Below are 20,702 nucleotides of genomic sequence, written 5' to 3' on the forward strand. Positions count from 1 at the left end.
GACAGCGGACCGGTGCCATCCGCAAGCCAGCCGCAACTTAGGTAAAGCTAACCTGACCTGGACGGGACTGTCGACAGGGCAAAACGGGCACGCAGCGAACGAGCAAGGTCAACTGGCCGAAAATAAAGGACACTTGCAGATCTTAGGTAAGCCTTGCTTTACTTGGCGTGACCAGTCGTTCCACCGAGGAGGAAGTCCTTATGCGGGTCGTCATGTTCGGTTACCAGACGTGGGGTCACCGCACCCTGAAGGCACTCCTGGAGTCCGAACACGACGTCGTGATGGTCGTAACACACCCCAAGAGCGAGCACGCCTACGAGAAGATCTGGAGCGACTCGGTCGCCGACCTGGCCGAGGAGAACGGCGTGCCCGTCGCGATCCGCAACCGGCCCGACGACGACGAGCTGTTCGACCTCCTCAAGGCCGCCGATCCGGACATCATCGTGGCCAACAACTGGCGCACGTGGATCCCGCCGCACATCTACTCGCTGCCCCGCCACGGCACGCTCAACGTCCACGACTCGCTGCTGCCCAAGTACGCCGGCTTCTCACCGCTCATCTGGGCGCTCATCAACGGCGAGTCCGAAGTGGGCGTCACGGCCCACATGATGGACGAGGTGCTCGACGCCGGCGACATCGTGGACCAGCGCGCGGTCGCCGTGGGGCCGACCGACACGACCACCGACCTGTTCCACAAGACGGTCGACCTCATCGCCCCGGTGACGATCGGCGCACTCGCCCGGATCGCCGCCGGGGAGACCGAGTTCACCCGGCAGGACCGCTCGCAGGCCAGCTTCTTCCACAAGCGGGCGGAGGAGGACATCCGCATCGACTGGGGCTGGCCGGCCGATGTCCTGGAGCGCCTGGTCCGCGCGCAGTCCGCGCCGTACCCCAGCGCCTTCACCTTCCACCGGGGCAAGCGCCTGGAGATCCTTTCCGCCGTCGTGTCGGAGGGCCGCTACGGCGGCACCCCCGGGCGGATCTTCTACCGCGAGGAAGCCGGTGTCGTGATCGTCGCCGGCTCCGATGCCCGCACCGGCCGCAACCACGGACTCGCGGTCACCCGGGTCCGCACGGAGGACGGCCGCGAACTGCCCGCCACCGAGTACTTCACTTCCATGGGCGGCTACCTCACCGGCCGCCCCTGAGCGCAGGGGCTCGGCCCCCGCACCCCGTCGCCCCTCGGACGGCCCTGAGGGGCGACGGTTTCATGACGACACGAGCAGGTCGGGTACACCTGCTCACTCCGCGATCAAGGGACAGCCCCATGGAACGACCGGCCGTCTCCGGAATCGCGCACGACGCGTCCGGAGCCGCATTCGCCGTCGTCGGCATATCCAGTCTGCCGACGACCGACTGGGCCCAGATCTTCAGGACACTGGCCAACACCGACCTCACCGTCCAGGGCGCCGCCCTGCCCGGTGCGCCGCACCCGGCTCCCGCGCCGGAACCGGCACGCGACGCCGGAGGTCCCGGCGCCGGGACCTCCGGGCCGCCCCGCCTGAGCATGACGCCACCGAGCGTGCTCCAGCTCAACGCCTACCTCCTGTACGCGCTCGGCAAGGCCGCCCGCCGCCGGCTCACCGAGCGACTCGCCGCCCACAACCTGCGGTTATGGCATCTGACCGTGATGGCGCTCGTCGCCGATCTCGGCCCGCAGATGAAGACCGTCCTCGCCGCGCGGCTCGACATGAACCCCAGCGACCTGGTGAAGATCGTCAACGACCTGGTGCGGACCGGCCACGTCAACTGCGCCCGCGACCCGGCCAACCGGCGCCGGGTCCTCGTCCGGCTGACCCCCGAGGGACGGACCTGGCTGGCCCGCCTCAACGCGGAGATCGCCGCGACGGACGACGAGGTCCTCGCCCCGCTGAGCGAGGAGGAGCGCGTCGTGCTCGCCTCCCTGCTCCGCCGGGTCCACCGGCACCTCGAACCGAGCCCGGCGAGCGTGGTCCACGACCCGCCGCGGGACGTCGAGATCCTGGCCGGCGGCTCCCACGAGGACGGCCGCATCGACTGGACGCACCCCGCGGAGGCCGTCGCCCGCTTCGTCGAGACCCGGCGACCGCTGCACCCGGCCGCCTTCACCCACCACGACGGCCGACGGTTCGACGTCCTCACCGCGTCGGTCTCCCGCGGCCTCCACACCGGCGAGCCGGGCCTCATCCTGCGGACCGAGGACGAGGGCGTGGTCGTCGTCACCGGCACGGACCACGGCGGCGCCGGCCGGCCCGGACTCGTGCTGGGCCGGGTCCGCGCCGAAGGGGCCGTCGAGACGGACGCCGAGGAGCACTTCGGCACGGGGACCGGACATGACGGGGGCCGGACGTGACGGCCCCGTCCGGCGCTCAGGAGACGCGGCGGCCGAGGGTCCAGAGGCGGTGGTCCCAGCCGATGTCGGCGCGGGAGCGCACCACGAGCCCCGCGCGCCCGGCGAGGTCCTCGATCTCCTCCGCGCCGCGCACCCCGGAGCCGAAGGCGCACTTGAGGCGCAGGTGGTGCAGGACCGCCTCCCCGTCCTCGGGGTCACCGGTCGCGACCTGCTCGACCAGGAGCAGGGTGCCGTCCGCCGCCAGCGAGGCGGCGGCCCCGGAGAGGGTGTGCACCGCGTCCTCGTCGTCCTGCCACTCCAGCTGACGGCGCCGTCATGCCGCCGGAGGCGTGGCACCGGCAGCGCCTCGCCCGGTACTCCGCCCTGCCGCCGGAGACGTACGGCGACAGCGACCGGGACGTGCACGGGCGCCCGGTGGCGACCGTCGCCGACACGGGCTGCGCGGTCGACGGCTGCCGGAAGCCGGTCGTCCACGAGGACTGCCTCGGCGCCCGCCCGTGCTGCCCGCACGTCGTCTGCTGCCCGACGCCGCCGTGGTGGCGGAGGGCCGCCTGGATCCGCGCGGCATGGAAGGGGACCGACGGTGCCGGGTGAGCTCGGCCGCATCCTCAGCCCCGACGAGACGTGCGCCCCCACCGACGACCGCCGGTGCGCCGAGCCCGGCTCCCGCGTCCGCCGACACGACCACTGCGGGTTCCGGCGCCCGTGACGCCCTCGGAAGCCCCCGGCGATGGCACCGGTCTGCTGACTGCACCAAGTGGGTGATCCGCTGGTGTTCCAGCTGGTGGGTGCCGAGGATCTCGGCATGTCGTCGTTTCACGGAATGCCCTCCGTACATCGGGATCTGATGGATGGCCGCGGCCGGTTGCCGTCGGTCGGTGAGGTGGTGAAGGGGTTGAGACCTTCGCTGCCGTGGTTCGTGGTTGATGCGGCGGGCCGGGAGGTCGAGCCGGTGAGCCGGTACCTGCGGGATCCGGCGCTCGGTGACGCGAGCGCGCTGACGTGCCGGAGCTAGTTGACCGTGGTGCACGGCTCCTACGCCTTCCACCAGCACTACGGCCGGGGGCCGGTGATCAACCCGGTGCCCGGGAGCCGGGACCGCCGGGCCCGGCCGGCTCACCGCTCCCCGCTGGAGACGCCGGCGCCCACCAGGCGGGCCCGGCTGCGGCCGAAGGTGCGGGAGCGCCGGCTCCGGGCGATTCCGGATCGGCTGTGGGACGAGCTGTTCGCGCAGATGAGATGCGATCGGGACCGTGCCCTGCTGCCCTGCTGGCCTGCTGGCCTGCTGGCCTGCTGGCCTGCTGGCCTGCTGGCCTGCTGGCCTGCTGGCCTGCTACGTCGGCTCCGGTGCCCGCGCCAGCGAACTGCTCGGGGTGCGTCTGGAGGACGTGGACTGGTCGGTCGGCCGCTTGTGGGTGATCACCAAGGGCACCGGCCTGCGGAGACCCGGTGCCCGCGTCCCCGCAGGCGTTCGCCTACACGGCTGCCTACCTGGACCAGGCCGGGCTGCCCGAGCCGGGCGGGCCGCTCTGGCGGACCCGCCGGGGTGATCCCCGACAGCTGACCCACTGGGCGATGCGCCGCGTGCTCCAGCGGGCGAACGCCGTGCTCGGCTGGTCGCAGACCTACGATCCGGCCGACGTCGAGGCGGTGTTCGGTGCCCGGTAGTACCGCTGGTTACAACGCACGGGCGATGGGCCCGACGGCCGGACGCATCCAGCGCAACCCCCTGCGGGAGGCGCCGGCGGACCGGGTGAACACCAAGGCCGTCCAGCCCGCGCCGCCGCCCGAGCCGGAGAACCCGCCCCGGCCGGCCGGTGGCCTCTCCCGGGCCTCGCTGGCCAAGGCGGCCGACGCTGTCGTGACGGCCTGGGGCGACGAGGGCCTTGAGCGGCGCCGACTGCGCCGCCTCAGCACGGTGACGGTCCTCGAACACCTCCAGCGGTTCCCCGGCACGACCTGGCAGCAGCGATGGGTGGCGGCCGGGCCGGACGAGTACGGCACGAATCCCGGCGACCTGGGCGGCGAGGACAAGAAGCTGCGCAAGTTGCTCATCTCGGGCACCCGGCAGTTGTTCTGCCTGCGGGTGATCCGTCCGAGCCCGGACGCCTTCCGCGGCCACACCTATCCGAACTACGCGCTCGACTTCCGCCTGGTGGCCAAGGACCCGCTGCTGGACAAGTTCCACGCGGCGGCCGAGGCGTCCGACGCGACCCCGGCGGCCCGGCGCACCGCGCTGTGACCGGCAGCAGCCGCGCAACACCAACGTGCGGAACCTGCTGGTGGACTGCCTGCGTCGCCGCGCCGCCGACCTTGGCCACTCCTCGCTGCGGCAGCCGGCCCGGGTTCTGCCCGGCACGTTCTGGAGCAACGTCGAGAAGGTCAACCCCGACCAGGCCGACCTGCGGCTGAGCGAGGAGACCCACCAGCAGGGGAAGGAGACCATCTCCGTCCTGCCGGGCGGGCGGCCCCGCCTCGACATGGACGGCGTTTTGCTCAAGGTCCGCACCTTCTACCCGGACTTGCAGAGCTGGGCGGTCGCCGAACCCGAGCGCTGGGCGGTGTGGTCGGTGCCCTGCCCCGTCCGGGATGCCGACCTGCGCTGGTTCAACGTCCGCCGCCGCGAGATCCACGCACGGATGGCCGAACGCACCCGTGTCCGCCAGCCCCTGCTGCCTCTGCTGGTCGACCACGTCACCGATACCGGCGTCCCAATGGCGAGGTCGTCGCGCTCCTGGTCGTCGCTCCCTCCAGGACGGACCGCGAGCGCGTGATCCCCGTGTCCGCCGAGTTGTTCCACGTCATCTCTCAGGTCATCCGCCGGCACCGCGGCACCTACGGCACGGTGCCGATCGCGACCCGGTACGACGTCCACGACTTCCGCAGGCCCTTCGCCACCGACCTGGTCGACTCGGGGCTGCCCATCCACATCGGTGCCGCCCTGCTCGGCCACCTGAATATCCAGACCACTCGTGGCTGCGTCGCGGTCTTCGACGACGACATCGTGCGGCACTACCAGCAGTTCCTCGACCAGCGCCGTCAGCTGCGGCCGGAGGAGGAGTACCGGGACCCCGCATCGGAGGAGCGGTCAAAGTCAGGGAGTCATGAGCCAGAAGACGTGGCCGTCGTCTTCGCCCCAGCTCGTGTCACCGACGAGCCATCCAGGAGATCTGCAAACGGGACAGGGCTGCCCTGAGCCACGAGGGGCGACCACGACCACGTGGCCGCCCCTGTTTCATCGGCTGTCGGCGGGCGCCTGGCAGGCGATGTCCTTCTCCGGCAGCCTGCCCGTGGTCAGGTAGACCGTGGCGGGCTCGTCCGCGCAGGATCCGGTGCCGTAGACGCCGTGCCCCTCTCCGCCGAGCACGGTGACCATTCGGGAGCCATGCAGGGACCGGTGCATCTGCCGGGCGGCCGTCAGGGGCGTCTGCGGGTCCCACTCGTTCTGCAAGATCAACGCGACAACGTTGTTGTCCACCGTGGTCGGGGCCTCGGCGGCGGGCTTCCAGAAGGCGCACGGCTTGATGTTGGACGCGAAGTCGCCGTACAGCGGGTATCGGGCCTTGTCGCGGACGGCGTCGCGCCGGTACTGCTGGGGGACGCGCGGCCACGAAGCGGCGGTGTCGCCGCACAGGACCGCCCACAGCCCCGCGACCTCGTTCTCCGGGGGGAGTTCGGGGTCGGGCGCCGGCGTGGTGGGCCTCTCGCCCTCGGCGGCCTTCTTCAGCCCGGCGACCCACTCGGCGGCGTGCCGTTCTCGGAAGAAAACGTCGCGCACAGAGCGGATGTCGTCGCCGGTGAGGCGCCCCTCGTCGGTGTCGAGGGGCTTGCGGTCGGCCTGGGCGACGATGTCCCAGAAGGTCGCGCGCACTTCGGCCGCCGTGGTACCCAGGTGGTACGTGGCGTCCTGCCCGGCGGTCCACTCGCTCCACCGGGTGAAGGCGGGCTCGGTCGCCTCCGCCATCTCCTGGAAGGTGCCCCGCCCGTACCGTGTGGGGTCGACCGCACTGTCCAGCACGAACCGGTCGGCCCGCCGGGGGAACATCTGCATGTAGACGGCGCCGAGGTAGGTACCGTACGAGCCTCCGTAGTAGGAGATCTTCCGCTCTCCCATGACGGCACGCAGGAGGTCCATGTCGCGCGCGGTGTCGCGGGTGGTGATGTGCCGCAGCGTGTCTCCTTCCCCGGCCTCGCACTTGCCGGCCACCGTGCGTGCCCAGCGCACGTCCTTCGCGAAGGTCTTGGCGTGGTAGGGGCGGTCGAAGTTCAGCTCGTCGGGGGTCAGCCCACAGCTGAGGGGGGAACTTCGGCCTATGCCCCTCGGGTCGAACCCGACGAGGTCGTACTGCTTCTTCACCTCCCGGGGGAGGTACGGCTCCATGGCGGCCGGGAGGCCGAGGCCCGGCGCGCCGGGGCCGCCAGGATTGAACAGCAGCACGCCGCGGCGTTTCTTCGTGCTGCCCGCCGGCATCCGGTTCACGGCGATGTCGAGGCTCTTGCCGCCCGGGGCACTGTAGTCCAGGGGGACCTCAAGCGTCGCGCACTGGAAGGCGGCGGGTGTCTTCGCGTCGCAGGGCCCCCAGTGGAGCTTCTGCTGTGTGTACGGCCGCAGGGGGTTCGTGGCGGGGGGCCCCGAGGCGGTGAAGGCGGTCGCGGGGGTCAGCGTCGTGGCCAGGGTCACTGCCACGCCGGCGGCCAGAAGAGAGGCTATGCGTGTGTTGCGCACGGTGATGCGGGTCCTTGTCGGGTGATGAGGGGTGATCGCGTGGTCGGACCGGTCAGCTCTTTGCGAGGTGCCGGCTGACGCACTGCGCGTACTGCCGCAGGGTGTCGGGCTGGTAGCACGCCTGGGTCCGGTTCGCGTACCAGGCCAGGAAGAAGGCGGCCAGGACGGCGACCACCATTGCGAGGAGCGACGTCACCACGCCGGTGACGGCCTTGCCACGGCCGGTGCCGGTTGGACCGGCCGTCTTCAGGCCGACGGCGCCCAGGACCACGCCCATGAGGCCGAGTGCTCCGCCGACGAGGACGACCGAGGTGAACAGGCCGGTGATGCCCAGCACCATGGCCGCGGTGGCCGGCCCGTCCTTGCCGACCGCAGGCCGTGTGTCGGGGCTTGCCGTTCCTTGCGTGTTCATCCGCCGTCCTCCTGTGTCGACAACCGAGCAGGAAAGGATCATGAGCGGCGGGGGCACGGGCGCACATCGCGAGAAGGCGGGAAAAGTTCCTCCCCCGATCGAGGGAGGTCTCCCGCGCGCCGAGAAGCGATACTTACCGACTATGACCAGGGGTTTTTCGCCGTTTCTGCGCGGCTCCACCTATTCGGGCGTGCTATTCGCCTCCCTCGGCGCGATGGCGAGCGCTCCGCTGCTGCCGCTCGCCGCGCTTCCAGCACTGGCGTGGCTCTCTGCCCCGTACGAGGTGCAGGCCGCGCTGACCGTGGTGGTCTGGGCGGCCCTGGTCGCCGCGGCCGGACTCGCCCCCGTCACCCGGCGCGTGCTGATCGCGTCCGCGCGTCGCCTGTTGAAGGTGCCGCTGCCCCAGACGCCCCTACGAGAGCCTGCGAGCGCACCCGCCGACGGCCCGGCCCCTGCCGCGTCGTCCCCTGCCGACCGCTGGCGGACCCCGCTGTGGCTGCTGCTGCACGTGGCACTGGGGTGGGCGGGAACGCTGACCGCGCTGGTGCTGCTCCTCACTGGACTGGCCCTGCCGGAGCACTGGCTCGACGACCGGCCGGAGATCGTCCTGTTCGACTGGACGCTGCGGCCCGGGCGCGGCTGGCAGAGCTGGGTGGCGGCGCTCGTCTGCCTGCTGCTGGCGGCGCTCGTCTGCGCGGCGGTGACGAGGGCTCTGCGGTGGCTGGCACCCCGCCTGCTGGGGCCGTCGGCGGCCGAACGGCTCGCGCTGGCTGCCGAACGCGAGCAGCGGCTGGCCGAACGCAACCGGCTGGCCCACGAATTGCACGACTCGATCGGGCACACGCTGACGGCGACCACGATCCAGGCGGCGGTGGCGGGCGAGGTGCTCACCGCCGACCCCGAGGCGGCTCGGGCCGCCCTGCGGGGCATCGAGGAGTCGGCCCGAGCCGCGCTGGAGGACTTGGACTACGTGCTGGGCGTGCTGCGCGCGGAGAAGGCCGGGACGACACCGGCCCGAACCCTGGCCGATCTGCCCGAACTGATCGACCGCCTGCGGCACACGGGCGCAGTAGTCGAGGCGGACCTCACGGGCGACCTGGCACAGGTGCAGGGGACGCTCTCCCGAGCAGCGTACCGGATCCTGCAGGAGGGGCTGACGAACGCGCTACGGCACGGGGCGGGCGGCCCGGTCCAGATCGGCGTGGCGGCCACGCGGGACAGGCTGGAGCTCAGCGTGGTCAACCGGACCGGACGGGAGAAGGACACGGACACGGCTGCGGGCCGGGGCGACTTCCCGACGTCCGGGCACGGCCTGCCCGGCCTCGCCGAGCGCGTGCGGCTGCTGCACGGCGAGTTCCGGTCGGGCCCCGACGGGACGGAGCACTGGCGGCTGGCGGTCCGCCTGCCGGCCAGGGCAACGGCATGACGGTCGCCACCACCGCCGTCACCCTCCTGATCGCGGACGACGACGAAGTCACCCGCAGCGGTCTGCGCACACTGCTCGCGGCACAGCCGGGAATCACGGTGGTCGGGGAGGCCGCGGACGGCATCGAGGCGGTCGAGCAGGCGCAGCGGCTGCGGCCGGACGTGGTCCTGATGGATGTGCGCATGCCCCGCCGCAACGGGATCGAGGCCACCCGACTGCTTCTCGCCGAGGCGTCCGACCCGCCGAAGATCGTGGTGATCACCACCTTCGAGAACGACGACTACGTCACAGCCGCGCTCAGCGCGGGGGCCGGCGGGTTTGTCCTCAAGCGGCTTCCGGTCCGACAGATAGCGGAGGCGGTGCGGGTGGTGGCACAGGGGGAGGCGATTCTCTTCCCGGCGGCACTGCGCCAGATGGTCACCGCACGCCCGCTGGATTCCTCCCGCGCGTTGCCGAGGGCGGCGCTGACGGGCCGTGAGGAGGCGGTTCTGCGGCTGATGGCCACCGGCCGGTCCAACCCGGAAATCGCGCAGACGCTCACGGTGAGCCTGGAGACCGTGAAGACCCACGTCGGAAATGTGCTGACCAAGCTCGACGCACAGAACCGGACCCACGCGGTGGTGATCGCATACGAATCCGGCCTGGTGGTGCCGGGATCCGCTGGCTGACGCCGCGTCATGGCGGGAAAGGGCCGGGGTCGGGTCTGTGGCCGCCGTGTCGGGGCCGGCCTTCACGGCACCAGGACGTGCAGCATGCGGACGTTCGCGCCCTGCCCCTTCTCGTTGGTGGTCGCGACCAGCTTCGGCGCGCTCCAGCGCAGCTTCGTGCCGCACACCGGAGCGTCAGGGGCGACGTCCAGGCGCCCGGTGTCCGCGTCAAACTTCATCGCCTGGACCTGCCCGGCGAGCTCGGGCGCGGCTGCGGCGAGGATGTCGTCGGCTCTCGTCGTTGGTGCAGAGAAGGCAAACGGCTGCTCGCCGTCGTGCGCCACCGCCGGCTGCCCCGGCGGGGCGGCGGGGCAGCCGTCGTGGTGGCGGCGGCCGTTCCGGCGGTGACGTCCCGCCTCCGCCCGTCAGAAGGGACCGCCCGTGCCGGGAGGTAGGTCCCGGCACGGGCGGTGGTCATACCCGGCGTCGGCCGGGCAGGGTCGACCGCGATCCGGTACTTCTCCCAGAGCAGGTCGCGTCTGGAGGATCTCGTCGTCGACCAGCACGGACGTCACGCCGTGGAGGGTCAGGATCTCGAAGGCGACCCCGCCGACCCGGGCGGCACCCGTGGCGGACTCGGCCACGGGCCCACGGGGGAGTTCGCCGGCTTCCCGGCGGCCAGCGCGTCGTGCAGGCAGCGGCAGCCCTCCGGTTCGACGACGACGGCACGGCCGGCGATCACCAGCACCGTACCGGCCACGAGACCGCCACCGCCCACGGCCGCGACGACCGTGTCGACGGCCGGCTCGTCGGCCACAATCTCGGCGCCCGCGTCGCCCTGGCCCACGACGACTGCCGGATCGCCGTACGGGTGCACGAACCGGTGATCCGGCCGCGCCGCCGCGTCCACCGCCACCGACGCCGCCTCAGCGAAGGCCGCGCCGTGCCGGACGAGCCGCGCCCCGGCGGCGAACGCCCTCGACGTCTCCAGCGGAACCGCCGCAGCTCCCGTCCCCGGGCAGGCCGAAACCCGCAACCCGGCCAACCCGAGCGCGGCACCGGCCTGCGCCAACGGGCACCTGTGCATCAGGGACGGCTGCGGCGCCGACCACGACCACTACGGCTCCAACGGTGCCGGTGACGGCACCTTCAACGACAACCAGACCTCCAGCACCCGCACCCATTGCTACAACGTCGAGCAAGGACCCTCAGCCGGGGACGACTTCCGATGCCGGTCCACTCCTCGATCGCTCTCGGGGCTCCGGGGTCTACGCGGGCCCCGCAGTGCGGGCCGTCACCGAGCGGCACCGCGCGTCGTCCGCCTTTCGAAACGGCCTGGCGTGCATCACGCCGACGATCCCACCCCTCCACCGGCCCGGAAGGCCGCCCGGGACGCCGGCCGCGACCCCGACGCCCTCACCATCTGCGTCGCCGCCCCCGCCTACGTGGGGGACGACCCGGCGCACGCCCGGGACCAGTGCCGGTGGTTCGGCGGCACGGTCGGCAACCACGTCGCCGACCTGGTCGCCAAGTACGGCGAGCACTCGGACATGGTGCCGGAGGAGCTGACCGCGTACATCAAGGGCCGCCGCCTCAAGGCCCTCGGCGTCGACCAGTTCTCCGTCTACGCCATGCACGACGACCGCGAGGGCACCATCGACGTCTACGGCACCCACGTCATCCCGTCGTTTCACTGACGAAGCCGTCCGGGCCTGGCCCGGCAGGGCGCTTCAGCACGCCGCGGGCGATCAGTTCCAGCGTGATGGCCGTGGCGACGGCTTGGACGAGGAGGAGTGCGATCAGGACGAAAAGTTGTACCGCGCCTGCTTGGAGCGGTGAGGCGCCGCCCAGGAGCATACCGACGAAGGCGCCGGGCAGGGTGACGAGTCCGACCGTGCGGGTCTGGTCCATGCCGGGCAGCAGAGCGTCGGCGGCGGCCGGACGGGCGACTTCCATGCGTGCCTCGCGGTCGGTGAGGCCGAGCGCGAGGCCGGCTTCCACTTCGCCGTGACGGGTGGCGAGTTCGTCCAGGGTGCGGCGTCCGGCGAGCACGGTGGCGGTGAGGGCGCCGCCGATGAGGATGCCGGTGACCGGGATGAGTGCGATGCCCCGGGGCGGAAGCACTCCGGTGAGGAGCAGGGTGACGACGACCGGCAGAACGCCTGCGGCGATGGGGAGTGCCGCCCAGGGCCAGGAGCTGCCGGGGGCGGGAACGATGCGCCGACCTGCCGTGCGGACGGCGACGGCGTACATCAGCAGGAGGAAGCAGAGCAGGAGGGGGAGTGCCTGGACGACGGAGCCGATGAGGAACGAGACGGCGACGAGTTGCAGGGCCGCGCGGGCTCCGGCGAACAGGGGGTGACGGGCGGAGGTGAGCTTGGCAATCGCGACCACCGCGGCCGCGAGGCCGAGGAAGACCGCCAGGAGCACCGCGAAGGTGGTGTTCACGTGGAGGAGCACGGGTCAACCCTATGGGTGACTCGTTTCGGCCGGGGGTGTCCCGGAAGGGGAGCAGGTGCGGGCCGGTGAGGTGAGCCGGCGCAGGAGCCGGGCTCCCCACGCGGTCCGGAGAAGGGCGAGGAGCCGGCCGGCCACGACGTCGCTCGCCCAGTGCGCGCCGAGACAGACACGGCCGATGCCCACGGTCGCGGCCCAGCACAGGACCGGGCCGGTGGCCCTTCTCGGCCGCCGGGCCGGGTGGGTGGAGAGAGCGAGGACGAGAAGACCCGCGGCCATGGCGAAGGTCGTGGCGTGACCGGAGGGGAAGTCCCGGCGTGACGCGCCGGTCAGCCACATCTCGGCCGGGGCCGCAGACGCGCTATGACGGCCATCGTCGTCAGACGGATGGCCCGTCCCAGCGCCGGCCACCCGAGTGCGCCCCGACATCGCCCTGGGCGCGGTCACCGGCGCCGCAGCCGCGCCGGCTGTGGGCGCGGTCGCCTGCCCGGTCATGCCGCTGCTCCCGCTCCTGCCGCGTCTTCCGGCGCCGGCCGCTCTCGCGCACCTGCTCAAGCCGGTCCAGGCGGGTCCGGCCGCCTTCGTCTTCGGGGCCTCCGCCCTGGCGGCCGGTGCGCTGGCCATGGTCGTGGCAGCCGCGGTAGGGGGCGCTGCGGCAGAGGCTCTGCGACTGCGCGCCGCCGTGGGCCGCGCGGACACCGCCCCGCAAGCCGGCGGGCTGTGCGTCCTCGACGAGGAGAGGCCGGATGCTTTCGCCCTGCCCGGCCGCCCGGGACGGGTGGGCAGGATCGTGGTGACCGCGGGCATGTTCAGGGCCCTGGACCCGCACGAGCGCGATGTGCTCCTCGGGCACGAGCGCGCTCACCTGGATTCGCGCCACCACTTGTTCCTGGCGGTCGCGCAGTTGGCCGGCTGGTGTCACCCCGCCTCGGCGACGGTCGTCCCGCAGGTCTCCTTCGCCGCCGAACGAGCGGCAGACGAAACCCCGGCCGCCGCCTGCGGGGACCGGCGGCCGACGGCGCGGGCCGTGGGGAAGGCCGCCCTGGCGGCCCTCTTCCTACCGGCCAGGACCGCGGCCGGAGGGACCACCGGCCCCGTGCCCGCACGGGTCAAAGCCCTCCTCCTCAAGGCTCCGGCCCATCGCCCCCACCTCGATGGCCAACGGCGCCGAGGAGCTCCTCGATGAGATCGTCACCGGCGAGGTCACCGGCGAGGAGGAGCGCTGCTCCCACACCGACCTCGCCGGCTTCAAGGCCAACGTCGAGGGCGCCCAGATGTCCTTCGACCTGCTCAAGCCGGTCGCCGCCAAGAACGACGCGGCGCTCGTCGCCGAACTCGACAAGCAGTTCGGCGCCCTGAACACGCTCCTCGACCAGTACCGCGCCGACAAGGCCGGCTACGGCTTCACCCCCTACGACAAGGTCGGCAAGGAGCAGCGCAAGGAGCTCTCCGACGCCGTCAACGCGCTGGCCGAGCCGCTCTCCGAGCTCGCCGCGGCGGTCGTGAAGTGACCACCGAAATCAGCAGCCCGGCCTGCCGCCCCGTCCGAGCCGCCCTAAAGAGCCTGCCTCGTCGTCTGCATCCTCATCGTCCACCTGGCCAAGACCGGCACCTCAAGAGCGAACCGCACGGCCGGCTCGACGCCGCCCTCGCCCTCGGTACCGGCGCGCTCGTCGCCATCTCGTTCCTCGCCGTCGGCCGCGAGGCCTGGAGACGTCCCTGTTCATCTGGACCGCGGTCCAGGCCACCGGTGACGGCGCCCGGCCCCTCGTCGGAGCCCTCCTGGGCCTGGCTCTGTTCACGTCGTAGAGCAGCGTTTCGACAGCAGCTCGGGAGACGGGCAAGCGGCTCTCTCGTGGTCCGGGGGCAGGCGTTGTGAACCTGGCCGGATCCGGATGACGGGAGGGAGAGGGGCTGGTGGTTCGGGTTCTTGTGAGGGGGCGTGGGAAGGGTCAGGCGTTGAAGCCCACGGAGGAGACGTAGGCGTAGGCGTTGTAGTCGGAGTCCAGGTCGGAGATGACGTCGTCCCAGATTTCGTCGACCATGTTGGCGTTCTTGTTCGCCCAGGCGGTGACGAGGTCGGACCAGATGTAGCGGACGGTGATGGTGCGGGAGTTCAGGTCGCGGCGGTATTTGGATTCGACTCGGGTCTGGTCGACGGGGTGGATTTCCATGCGGCGGCCCCGGCCGTCGTTGTCGAGGTGTTTCACGAGCCAGCCGGAGCGGATCAGGTTTTCGCGGCGGCGGTGCCAGTAGGCGGTGTCGATCTTCTCTCGGCTCGCGGGGGTCGGGGACGTCTTGTTCTTCGCCTTCATCCAGGTGCGGATGGTGCGGGGGGAGATGCCCTGGGCCGCGAGTTCGGCGCGGCCGGCGGGGCTGTCGAGGTAGCGGAGGCGGGCGGTGAGGCCGCGGCGGGTGGTGACGGGTGAGGTGATGCCGGAGGTGTGGACGATCCGGTTCAGTTCGCGGATGAGGGCTTCGCCGCCCTTGATGCCCGCCGCGTCGGACTTCTGCCACTGGCCCCAGCGGGACCAGAGATCGGGTGATCCGGCCATCAGCGTTCGCCTCCGAGGGTGTAGACGTCTTTCTGCTTGACCTGGTTCAGGTCACGGCCTTCCGTGAAGGCCGTGCGCCAGTCGCCGATGACGTGGAGTTCGTCGGTGCCGGAGATCTCCACGACCTTCAGGCCGGCGGTGCGGGCCTTGTGGGCCTTCATCCAGAGGTTCGCGAACGCCTTGGCGCGGATGAGGTGCATCCAGTCCGGGCGGCGGATCTCGCGGTTCGCGCTCGATTCTCCGATGGTGGAGACGAACTTCGAGTACATCGCCTTGACGTAGGCGACGGTCAGTTCGTCGCCCTCGGCCAGGGCGGTCTTGCGGGTCTCGGTCAGTGCGCGGCGCAGTTTCTCCAGGAGGGCCTCGGAGGCGCCGGAGACGAGGGAGCGGTGGATGACGGGGGCGTCGGAGAGGTCTTTGCGGGCGCAGTCCAGGAGGAGGCGGAGGGTCGACTCCGTCACCCACAGTTCGCCGGGCTCCATGCGGTTGCCCAGTGGGTTGGGGAGGTCCGGGTGGTCCCAGGCGGGTGGGGTGATGAGGTGGACGCCGGCCTTCTTCGGGTCGTGGACGCCGGTGGTGTCCTCGCGGAGCTGGCCGATGGGAAGGTGGCACTTGAGGGCGGAGAGGTAGGCGGCGTTCATGTCGAGCGCGGTGACCTCGAACCGTTCGCCCTGCCTCGCCGCCTTGAGGAGGGGGGTGTTGCGCCACTTCGGGCGGCCTTCCCAGATCTCGTCCGCGCCCTTCTGTGACTTCTTGCGGAGGATCTCGGCGGTCGGGGGGAACTCGGAGTGCTCGTAGCGGCCGCCGACCCGGGAGGCCCTCATCAGCGTCATGACGTCCGGGATCGCCGTCTTGAGGAGTGCCGCCTGCGCGGTCTCCAGGTCGCCGCCGTGCTCCGCCAGGACGTCGCGGACCCGGTCGGTGATCTGCTCGATCAGCGTGCCGGAGGCGTAGTGGGGGGTGCCGCGGTGGGACGGCGGCGGTGGGGGCGACGCCGGGGCTGGGGCGGGGGCAGATTGTTGCTGGTCGGTGTCGGTGGGCTCGTCGTCGAGGGTCGTGTCGGCGGGGGCGGGTGCTGGTGTGGGGGGAGCCGTGGGGGCCGGCTGTTCCCGGGCGGTGAGGGTGGAAGGCCGGTCGAGGGCCGTGTCCTGGGGGGTGTGGACGGTCGGGCGGCGGGTGGCGGCGATGGCGGCCGCGCAGTCCTCGGCCGTCAGGTGCTGGGGGAAGCCGTCGACCTCGTCGGGGGCGGGCTGCCCGCACAGTACGCAGGGTTCGACCGGCACCGGCGGCGCCTGTGCGGGTTCGGGCGGTGCGGGTTCCGGTGCGGGTGCGGGTGCGGCCGGGGTGGTGGTCCACGGGCTGACGGGTTTCAGGGCGGGCAGGTCGCCGCGCGCGACGCCGAGGGCGTGGGTGGGGCCGGCCAGGAGGTCGAGGGTGTGGAGGCGGTAGTGGGCGGCGAGGAGGTCGACGTCCTCCAGGGACCAGTGGGCACGGCCGGTGAGCTTGCGGGAGATCTGGGCCTGCGCCTGGCCCAGGCCGACGGCTAGATCGGTCTGCCGCTCGCCCCGGTTCGCCATGAGGGCCGCGACGGTCACTCTCAGGTCGTCTTCGATGCCGGGCATGACGTGACCTTATCGAATCCGATGATCGAACCTGATGCAGGATGCGTATATGGATTGCCGGATGGGGATGAGTGGTTCTCCCTTCTTCCTTCTCCCCTGCCGTACAGCCGTCCGCCTGGGTCAGCTGAGTCGGGGTGGGAGCCAGGTGTGGTGTCGGAGGAGCATGCGTGCCGCGGTGCGGGAGGGGGTCAGTCGCATCGCCGTGTTGCGGAGGGAGACGGCCAGGGGGCGGTGAACCGCGTACGGGCGGGGAGGCTGAGGGCGGCGTGTCATTCGGCCCGGCCGTCAGGGAAGGTGATGCGGAGGATGCCCATGATCGGCGCGCCCGCCGCCGCTCTGCGGTAGGGCGGGGCAGGACCGGGAGGGGCTTGTCTGCGGTTCCCGGTCCGTGCCCCGCGAACGGCTCTTGGGGCCGATTCCCTGTGTCTACAGTGGGCGGCGGAAAGACAGGGGGCGGGTGGGGTGGACGGTGGGTCTGTTCTGGTGTCCGCGGTACGGGCCGGGGACGCGGACCTGGTGAGGGTTCTGCTTCATGAGGACAGCGATCCCGGTCATCTGGACGCCGCGTTCCGTCTGGCGGTGCGGATGCGGGCCGGGCACGTGGCCCAGTTGCTGCTCCAGTACGGGGCGGACCCCGGTCCGAGCGGGGTGAGGGACCTCCTCTCCCTGGAGGAGGCGGCCGACTCGGGTTCGCCCGCTCTGGTCGAGGCGCTGCTGGACGACAGGGTCCGGGGGCGGTCTCGCGTGGCCGAGCTGCTGGAGGCGCGGGAGCTCACGCGCCGCTGGCACGGGGCGGGGGTCGAGGCCGAGCTGCGGCGCCGTACGGGGTCCCGGGAGCCCGTCGTCCGTACGCCGGTTCGGGACGACGAGTACCACGGTGCCGACGAGTTCGCCCTCGGCGGCACGACCGTGCGGGACGGTCACGGGGCGATCCTCACGCGCATCGAGGAACTGCTCGGGTTCCGGGCCTCGTTCGGGGAATTGAGGGACCGTGCGCTGGCCCATGCCGGACGGCAGGACCACACGACGTGGAGCAGCGCCACGATCCTGCTGGCCGGGCGGCGTGACCGGGAGACCTGGGACGACGCCGTGGCGCTGCGGACGGACCCGGATCAGTACCGTCGGCTGTTCGGTGCCGAGGTGCTGCGGTTGACCCACCTGTTCGACGAGAGCGACGAGGACCCGTTCGCAGGTCCCGCCCTGGATGTGTTCGCTGGCTGGTCGGCCGGGGAGACGGACTCCGCCGTGCTCGCCGAGGTGCTGATCGGGCTCGGAGAGCACGCCGGTCCCCGCGCGGAGGCGGCCCTCGTTCCCCATGCGGGCCATCCGGAAGCGCCGGTGCGGTGTGCGGTGGCGCGGGGGCTCCACGCGTGGTCCTCGCCGCCCGCCTTCTCCGGCGGCGCGCGTACGGCGCTGTTGCGGCTGATGGCCGATCCGGACGCGACGGTACGGAGCGCCGCCTGCCACACGGTCGCCTTCGGCGGGGGCGCCGATCCCGGCCTCCTGGACGCCATGGCCGTGCTGCTGGACGACGCGGACCGGCTGGTCGGGGTGACCGCCGTCTCCGGGCTCGCCCTCCACGACGACGAACGGTGCGTGGCGGCGGCACGGCTCCTCGGGCCGCCGCAGCGCGGTTCGCTGGAGGAGGAGCGGTGCCTCGACGAGGTGCGGCGCTACGAGTACCGCCGCGACCGGCCCTGACCTACCCCCCTTTCGGCCTGCTCCGTCCTCGGGCGGTCTATGTCGTCGGCCAGTACGGGCTCGGCAGGCCGTCGTCGCCCATGTGGGCCCGCCGCCAGATCCCGTGCCAGTGGGACGGGGTCTCCGGTACGGGCCGGTGCCACCGGCCGCACGGGCACGGCGCCAGCACCCACGCGCACCCCCGGCACAGCTCCGTCCGGCCGTGACCGGTCGGGATCGGCACGGGTGGCCCCTCGTCCCCGCAGGCCGGGCAGCCGGGCGGCTCGGCGCCGTCCAGGAGCGCGTTCTGCCGACGGACGTACGCGGGCAGCCGCAGCGGCGGGTGCCGGAACGGGTCCTCGAACCACGCGCGTGCCGGGCTCTCCCATCCTCGCCGCAGCCACCACGGCCGGGGCTCCGGTACGGCCCGCCGCCCGGCCCGCTTCTGTGCCCGGCGCCGTACGTCGTACTCCCCCGCCCGCGCGAGCCACAGCACCCGCGCCTCGTGCAGTTCCTCCACCGCCCGCCCCGGCGCGTCCGGGTCCGCCTCCAGGTGCCGGGGGATGCCGGCGCTGAGCGTGAGGTGGTGGTACGTCGCCCGCAGGCCGTACGGGGCGAAGACGGTGAGGCAGGTGCGCAGCGCGCTGTGCCGCCGGTGGGGCGGGAGCCGGGTGTCGTGCACGCGCGCCCGGTGGGTGAGGAAACTGCTCATCGTGCCGGGGAGCCAGTCGGGTACGGCGCGGGCTCCTCCCCCGGCTCGCGTACGGCAGGGGTCTCCGGAACGGGTCGTATCGCGATCACACGGGGATGATGCCGGACCCGCTCCGGCACTGCCACGGGCTTTCGACGGGGCGGCTCGCGTGCGCGGCCTTCGCCTGGCGCGGCGGCGGCGTTTCACGGTCCATGCGGTGGCCAGTGCTCCGAGCGGGGCGGCTGCCGTGCCGGTCGCGGCGAGTGCCGGGGGGCGACTCCGTCCCGGTCGCTGTGGCGGGTGAGGGCGTCTGCGTCGGCTGAGGTGTAGGGGGGCGGGGCCGTTGTGCCGGGTCGGTCTCTGGGCGGCCGGGAAGTGGCTGACCTGCGACGACACCATGGCGTACGTTCCCCGGTTCCGCCGCGGCGTGCGGGAAACGGCCGCCTGGCTGTGGTCCGGTGGGGGCTCTCCCCCGCCCCTGTCGTGCGCCGGTCTGTCCCCCGGGGCCGTACACCGTCGTCTCGTGCGGTGCGCGGAGGACGGAGCCGGGGCAGGGGCAGGGGCAGAGACGGGGGAACGGTTTCGGTTTCTGCTGTGGGGACCCACCACCGACAACGTGCTCGCCTGTCTGTTCCGTGAGAAGGACCGCCTGGTGGTCACGTTCGAGTTCTGGCGTGAGGAGCACCTGCGCGATCACCCCGAGGACGCCGGTGTCGTCTTCGTGGCCGCGGTCCCGGTACGGGAGTTCGGCGGAATCCTCGACGGCATCACGGCCGCGCTGGACGCCGGAGATAATCCTTGATCGAGCACGGTCGCCTCGTGGGCGGCCGGCCATCTCGGTGGCACCCGTACGAGTGAGCGGGTGGTCGGCCGGAGGACGAGAGAGAAGAGTTCGCGTGGACTCCCGGATCGCCCACATCCGGCGCAAGTTGGCCAAGGTGCCCTACGCCGCGCTGCGAAGCCACTCCTTCGGCGAGGAGAAGCACGGGTTCCGCCTCGAACCCCCCTTGCCGGTCGCGAGGATCGCCGAGTTCGAGGCCGAGTACCGCATCGAACTGCCCGTCTCCTACCGTTCCTTCCTGACCACGCTGGGCGGGAGCGGAGCGTCGCCTTTCTACGGTCTGATGCCGTTGCGGGCGTGTCGGCTGTTCACGATGGATGCCCAAGGCGAACTTGGCCGGCCTCGGGGCTTCACGTTCGCCGCCGGCCCGGCCCACCGGGGCGACCTCTTCCTGCACATCATCGAGGCAGGCTGCACCGACCTGGTGCTCCTCGGCATCACCGGCCCCCTGACCGGCCGCGTCGTCACCGGCAACTCCGACGGCTTCTGGGGCCCCGACGTCTCGTCGGCCACCGATTTCCTGGCCTGGTACGAGCGCTGGCTCGACCACATGCTCGACGGCCGCGACAACCGCGCCCTGGAACTGACCTCGCCCGCCCTGCGAGCGCCTGTCGACCGTCTGCTGAGGGAGAAGGCCCGGCCGGCAGCGCCCTGACGGCACCCTGTGGACGGTCCGGGACGCCGCCATGCCGGCCGGCTGCCCGCGTGCGGGTCAGCGGGCGATCGAGAGTGCGAACGGTGCGAATCCGCTCGTCCGGATCACGTGCGGTACGAAAAGTATCGCGGCCTCGGTGGCGCGGGCGGTCCGGATTCCGCCGAGGTCGGTGATCCACTCCTCACGCCGGCCGAGGTCGGCGAGCAGTTCGCGGACGGTCTGCTTGGCCTGGGGGTCGTCGCCGGAGAGGAAGGCGTCGGGTGCTTGTGCCAGGGCGGCGGGCGCGGTCATCACCGGGAAGAGCATCGTGTTGAGCGTCTTGACGACGTGTGTGTCGGGGAGCGCTTCCTGGAGTCGCTCGGCCAGGCTGGAGCCGGGGTGGATCAGGTCGCCGGGCAGGCCGTCGGGCCCGTCGGCGGTGGCGTTGGAGACGTCGACGAGGATCTTGCCGCGCAGTTCCTCGCGCAGGGCGGTGAGCCGGTCCAGCGAGCCGGCCCCCGGGGTGGCGTTGATGACGATCCGGGCCGTCCGCGCCGCTGCCGCGGCGGCGCCCGGCGTGCGGCCCGCTGTCGTCACCTCGTGTCCTGCCCGGGTGAGGGCGGTGGCCAGGTTGCCGCCGACGCGGCCTTTTCCGAGAACGGCGATGGTGGTCATGTCG

The 20,702-nt window shown here is 72.2% G+C and carries 27 protein-coding genes and 3 pseudogenes; 17 read left to right on the top strand and 13 right to left on the bottom strand.

The features are described 5' to 3' along the window. The first annotated feature begins 200 nt into the window (after positions 1-200). A complete protein-coding gene (locus tag IE219_RS29475) occupies positions 201-1,148 on the top strand; it encodes a methionyl-tRNA formyltransferase (protein WP_189983128.1) in 948 nt (315 codons plus the stop codon). A gap of 119 nt (positions 1,149-1,267) precedes the next feature. Next, positions 1,268-2,332, top strand: coding sequence for a winged helix DNA-binding protein (locus IE219_RS29480; protein WP_189983043.1), 1,065 nt, complete (start codon positions 1,268-1,270; stop codon positions 2,330-2,332). 16 nt (positions 2,333-2,348) lie between these two features. On the opposite strand, the gene IE219_RS29485 is transcribed toward IE219_RS29480, so the two are convergent. Further along, entirely contained in the window at positions 2,349-2,606 is a 258-nt protein-coding gene (locus tag IE219_RS29485; RefSeq protein WP_189983045.1) for a hypothetical protein, read from the bottom strand. Between the two features lie 41 nt (positions 2,607-2,647). Here IE219_RS29485 and IE219_RS29490 point away from each other — a divergent pair, with 41 nt between their 5' ends. The 6 genes from IE219_RS29490 (at position 2,648) to IE219_RS29515 (ending at position 5,528) form a co-directional block, all read left to right on the top strand. Beyond that, a complete protein-coding gene (locus tag IE219_RS29490) occupies positions 2,648-2,926 on the top strand; it encodes a hypothetical protein (protein WP_189983047.1) in 279 nt (92 codons plus the stop codon). Positions 2,927-3,089: 163 nt separating this feature from the next. Next, a complete protein-coding gene (locus IE219_RS29495; RefSeq protein ID WP_189983048.1) occupies positions 3,090-3,347 on the top strand; it encodes a hypothetical protein in 258 nt (85 codons plus the stop codon). 434 nt (positions 3,348-3,781) lie between these two features. Then, positions 3,782-4,000, top strand: coding sequence for a site-specific integrase (locus tag IE219_RS29500; protein ID WP_189983050.1), 219 nt, complete (start codon positions 3,782-3,784; stop codon positions 3,998-4,000). Further along, the gene (locus tag IE219_RS29505) at positions 3,990-4,574 is read left to right on the top strand and encodes a hypothetical protein (protein ID WP_189983052.1); all 585 of its coding nucleotides are present in this window, start codon (positions 3,990-3,992) and stop codon (positions 4,572-4,574) included. The genes IE219_RS29500 and IE219_RS29505 overlap by 11 nt, the downstream gene beginning before the upstream one ends. A gap of 40 nt (positions 4,575-4,614) precedes the next feature. Continuing rightward, positions 4,615-5,106, top strand: coding sequence for a hypothetical protein (locus tag IE219_RS29510; protein WP_189983054.1), 492 nt, complete (start codon positions 4,615-4,617; stop codon positions 5,104-5,106). Positions 5,107-5,111: 5 nt separating this feature from the next. Beyond that, positions 5,112-5,528, top strand: coding sequence for a tyrosine-type recombinase/integrase (locus IE219_RS29515; protein ID WP_189983056.1), 417 nt, complete (start codon positions 5,112-5,114; stop codon positions 5,526-5,528). 39 nt (positions 5,529-5,567) lie between these two features. Here IE219_RS29515 and IE219_RS29520 read toward each other — a convergent pair whose 3' ends face one another. Both IE219_RS29520 and IE219_RS29525 read right to left on the bottom strand, forming a co-directional pair. Then, positions 5,568-7,058 carry an alpha/beta hydrolase gene (locus IE219_RS29520; protein WP_189983058.1) on the bottom strand — a complete coding sequence of 497 codons (1,491 nt, stop codon included), beginning with the start codon at positions 7,056-7,058 and terminating at the stop codon, positions 5,568-5,570. A gap of 52 nt (positions 7,059-7,110) precedes the next feature. Continuing rightward, positions 7,111-7,470, bottom strand: coding sequence for a DUF4190 domain-containing protein (locus tag IE219_RS29525; RefSeq protein ID WP_229850183.1), 360 nt, complete (start codon positions 7,468-7,470; stop codon positions 7,111-7,113). A 190-nt stretch (positions 7,471-7,660) separates the two neighbouring features. Here IE219_RS29525 and IE219_RS29530 point away from each other — a divergent pair, with 190 nt between their 5' ends. Together IE219_RS29530 and IE219_RS29535 are read left to right on the top strand one after the other, a co-directional pair. Then, the gene (locus tag IE219_RS29530; protein WP_308434056.1) at positions 7,661-8,896 is read left to right on the top strand and encodes a sensor histidine kinase; all 1,236 of its coding nucleotides are present in this window, start codon (positions 7,661-7,663) and stop codon (positions 8,894-8,896) included. Then, positions 8,893-9,564 carry a response regulator transcription factor gene (locus IE219_RS29535; protein ID WP_189983062.1) on the top strand — a complete coding sequence of 224 codons (672 nt, stop codon included), beginning with the start codon at positions 8,893-8,895 and terminating at the stop codon, positions 9,562-9,564. Before IE219_RS29530 ends, IE219_RS29535 begins: the two co-directional genes overlap by 4 nt. 62 nt (positions 9,565-9,626) lie before the next feature. Here IE219_RS29535 and IE219_RS29540 read toward each other — a convergent pair whose 3' ends face one another. The 3 genes from IE219_RS29540 to IE219_RS32060 all read right to left on the bottom strand — a co-directional run bounded on the left by IE219_RS29540 (position 9,627) and on the right by IE219_RS32060 (position 10,914). Next, positions 9,627-9,887, bottom strand: a complete 261-nt coding sequence (locus IE219_RS29540) for a hypothetical protein (protein ID WP_189983064.1) — start codon at positions 9,885-9,887, stop codon at positions 9,627-9,629. A gap of 242 nt (positions 9,888-10,129) precedes the next feature. Beyond that, positions 10,130-10,615, bottom strand: a complete 486-nt coding sequence (locus IE219_RS29545) for a pyridoxal-phosphate dependent enzyme (protein ID WP_189983066.1) — start codon at positions 10,613-10,615, stop codon at positions 10,130-10,132. A gap of 77 nt (positions 10,616-10,692) precedes the next feature. Next, the gene (locus IE219_RS32060; RefSeq protein ID WP_229850185.1) at positions 10,693-10,914 is read right to left on the bottom strand and encodes a DUF6087 family protein; all 222 of its coding nucleotides are present in this window, start codon (positions 10,912-10,914) and stop codon (positions 10,693-10,695) included. Positions 10,915-10,919: 5 nt separating this feature from the next. Between IE219_RS32060 and IE219_RS29550 the strand changes: the two are divergent. Then, a pseudogene (locus tag IE219_RS29550) lies at positions 10,920-11,240 on the top strand (TIGR03842 family LLM class F420-dependent oxidoreductase); the annotation flags it as partial. On the opposite strand, the gene IE219_RS29555 reads toward IE219_RS29550, so the two are convergent. The 3 genes from IE219_RS29555 to IE219_RS32065 are packed head-to-tail and all read right to left on the bottom strand — an operon-like array spanning position 11,221 to position 12,880. Next, positions 11,221-12,003 carry an ABC transporter permease gene (locus IE219_RS29555; protein WP_189983068.1) on the bottom strand — a complete coding sequence of 261 codons (783 nt, stop codon included), beginning with the start codon at positions 12,001-12,003 and terminating at the stop codon, positions 11,221-11,223. The pseudogene IE219_RS29550 and the gene IE219_RS29555 sit on opposite strands and share 20 nt — an antisense overlap. A gap of 9 nt (positions 12,004-12,012) precedes the next feature. Continuing rightward, entirely contained in the window at positions 12,013-12,495 is a 483-nt protein-coding gene (locus IE219_RS32610; RefSeq protein WP_373298912.1) for a phosphatase PAP2 family protein, read from the bottom strand. After that, the gene (locus IE219_RS32065) at positions 12,380-12,880 is read right to left on the bottom strand and encodes a hypothetical protein (protein ID WP_229850197.1); all 501 of its coding nucleotides are present in this window, start codon (positions 12,878-12,880) and stop codon (positions 12,380-12,382) included. Before IE219_RS32065 ends, IE219_RS32610 begins: the two co-directional genes overlap by 116 nt. Here IE219_RS32065 and IE219_RS32615 point away from each other — a divergent pair. From IE219_RS32615 to IE219_RS32070, 3 genes and pseudogenes are all read left to right on the top strand, one after another. Continuing rightward, positions 12,779-13,186 carry a M48 family metalloprotease gene (locus tag IE219_RS32615; protein WP_373298913.1) on the top strand — a complete coding sequence of 136 codons (408 nt, stop codon included), beginning with the start codon at positions 12,779-12,781 and terminating at the stop codon, positions 13,184-13,186. The two genes, IE219_RS32065 and IE219_RS32615, sit on opposite strands and share 102 nt — an antisense overlap. Continuing rightward, positions 13,140-13,511: pseudogene (locus IE219_RS29570) on the top strand (imelysin family protein); the annotation flags it as partial. The gene IE219_RS32615 and the pseudogene IE219_RS29570, both read left to right, overlap by 47 nt. Before the next feature lie 95 nt (positions 13,512-13,606). Next, positions 13,607-13,794: pseudogene (locus tag IE219_RS32070) on the top strand (FTR1 family protein); the annotation flags it as partial. Between the two features lie 158 nt (positions 13,795-13,952). Here the strand turns inward: IE219_RS32070 and IE219_RS29575 are convergent. Continuing rightward, the gene (locus IE219_RS29575) at positions 13,953-14,555 is read right to left on the bottom strand and encodes a hypothetical protein (RefSeq protein WP_189983072.1); all 603 of its coding nucleotides are present in this window, start codon (positions 14,553-14,555) and stop codon (positions 13,953-13,955) included. Next, positions 14,555-16,177 (bottom strand): acyltransferase, encoded by a 1,623-nt coding sequence (locus tag IE219_RS32365; protein WP_268256869.1) that lies wholly within the window; start codon positions 16,175-16,177, stop codon positions 14,555-14,557. Before IE219_RS32365 ends, IE219_RS29575 begins: the two co-directional genes overlap by 1 nt. A 516-nt stretch (positions 16,178-16,693) precedes the next feature. Between IE219_RS32365 and IE219_RS29585 the strand changes: the two genes are divergently transcribed. Then, positions 16,694-17,878 carry a HEAT repeat domain-containing protein gene (locus IE219_RS29585; RefSeq protein WP_189983075.1) on the top strand — a complete coding sequence of 395 codons (1,185 nt, stop codon included), beginning with the start codon at positions 16,694-16,696 and terminating at the stop codon, positions 17,876-17,878. A 37-nt stretch (positions 17,879-17,915) separates the two neighbouring features. Here the strand turns inward: IE219_RS29585 and IE219_RS29590 are convergent, their stop codons facing one another. Further along, positions 17,916-18,569, bottom strand: coding sequence for a hypothetical protein (locus tag IE219_RS29590; RefSeq protein ID WP_189983077.1), 654 nt, complete (start codon positions 18,567-18,569; stop codon positions 17,916-17,918). Positions 18,570-19,164: 595 nt separating this feature from the next. Here IE219_RS29590 and IE219_RS32080 point away from each other — a divergent pair. Both IE219_RS32080 and IE219_RS29600 read left to right on the top strand, forming a co-directional pair. Next, a complete protein-coding gene (locus tag IE219_RS32080; RefSeq protein ID WP_229850187.1) occupies positions 19,165-19,350 on the top strand; it encodes a hypothetical protein in 186 nt (61 codons plus the stop codon). Positions 19,351-19,444: 94 nt separating this feature from the next. Beyond that, positions 19,445-20,044, top strand: coding sequence for an SMI1/KNR4 family protein (locus IE219_RS29600; RefSeq protein ID WP_189983079.1), 600 nt, complete (start codon positions 19,445-19,447; stop codon positions 20,042-20,044). Positions 20,045-20,101: 57 nt separating this feature from the next. Here the strand turns inward: IE219_RS29600 and IE219_RS29605 are convergent, their stop codons facing one another. Next, positions 20,102-20,698 (bottom strand): NADPH-dependent F420 reductase, encoded by a 597-nt coding sequence (locus IE219_RS29605; protein WP_189983081.1) that lies wholly within the window; start codon positions 20,696-20,698, stop codon positions 20,102-20,104. Positions 20,699-20,702: the final 4 nt, after the last annotated feature.

Source organism: Streptomyces termitum (assembly GCF_014650175.1).
Lineage (GTDB): Bacteria > Actinomycetota > Actinomycetes > Streptomycetales > Streptomycetaceae > Streptomyces > Streptomyces termitum.

Excerpts from the sequence above, each read along its gene's own strand:
- IE219_RS29575 (WP_189983072.1), bottom strand. The coding sequence starts at position 14,555 with ATGGCCGGATCACCCGATCTCTGGTCCCGCTGGGGCCAGTGGCAGAAG.
- IE219_RS29525 (WP_229850183.1), bottom strand. The coding sequence starts at position 7,470 with ATGAACACGCAAGGAACGGCAAGCCCCGACACACGGCCTGCGGTCGGC.
- IE219_RS29605 (WP_189983081.1), bottom strand. The coding sequence starts at position 20,698 with ATGACCACCATCGCCGTTCTCGGAAAAGGCCGCGTCGGCGGCAACCTG.
- IE219_RS29490 (WP_189983047.1), top strand. The coding sequence starts at position 2,648 with ATGCCGCCGGAGGCGTGGCACCGGCAGCGCCTCGCCCGGTACTCCGCC.
- IE219_RS32365 (WP_268256869.1), bottom strand. The coding sequence starts at position 16,177 with ATGCCCGGCATCGAAGACGACCTGAGAGTGACCGTCGCGGCCCTCATG.
- IE219_RS32610 (WP_373298912.1), bottom strand. The coding sequence starts at position 12,495 with ATGACCGGGCAGGCGACCGCGCCCACAGCCGGCGCGGCTGCGGCGCCG.
- IE219_RS29480 (WP_189983043.1), top strand. The coding sequence starts at position 1,268 with ATGGAACGACCGGCCGTCTCCGGAATCGCGCACGACGCGTCCGGAGCC.
- IE219_RS29475 (WP_189983128.1), top strand. The coding sequence starts at position 201 with ATGCGGGTCGTCATGTTCGGTTACCAGACGTGGGGTCACCGCACCCTG.
- IE219_RS29590 (WP_189983077.1), bottom strand. The coding sequence starts at position 18,569 with ATGAGCAGTTTCCTCACCCACCGGGCGCGCGTGCACGACACCCGGCTC.
- IE219_RS29535 (WP_189983062.1), top strand. The coding sequence starts at position 8,893 with ATGACGGTCGCCACCACCGCCGTCACCCTCCTGATCGCGGACGACGAC.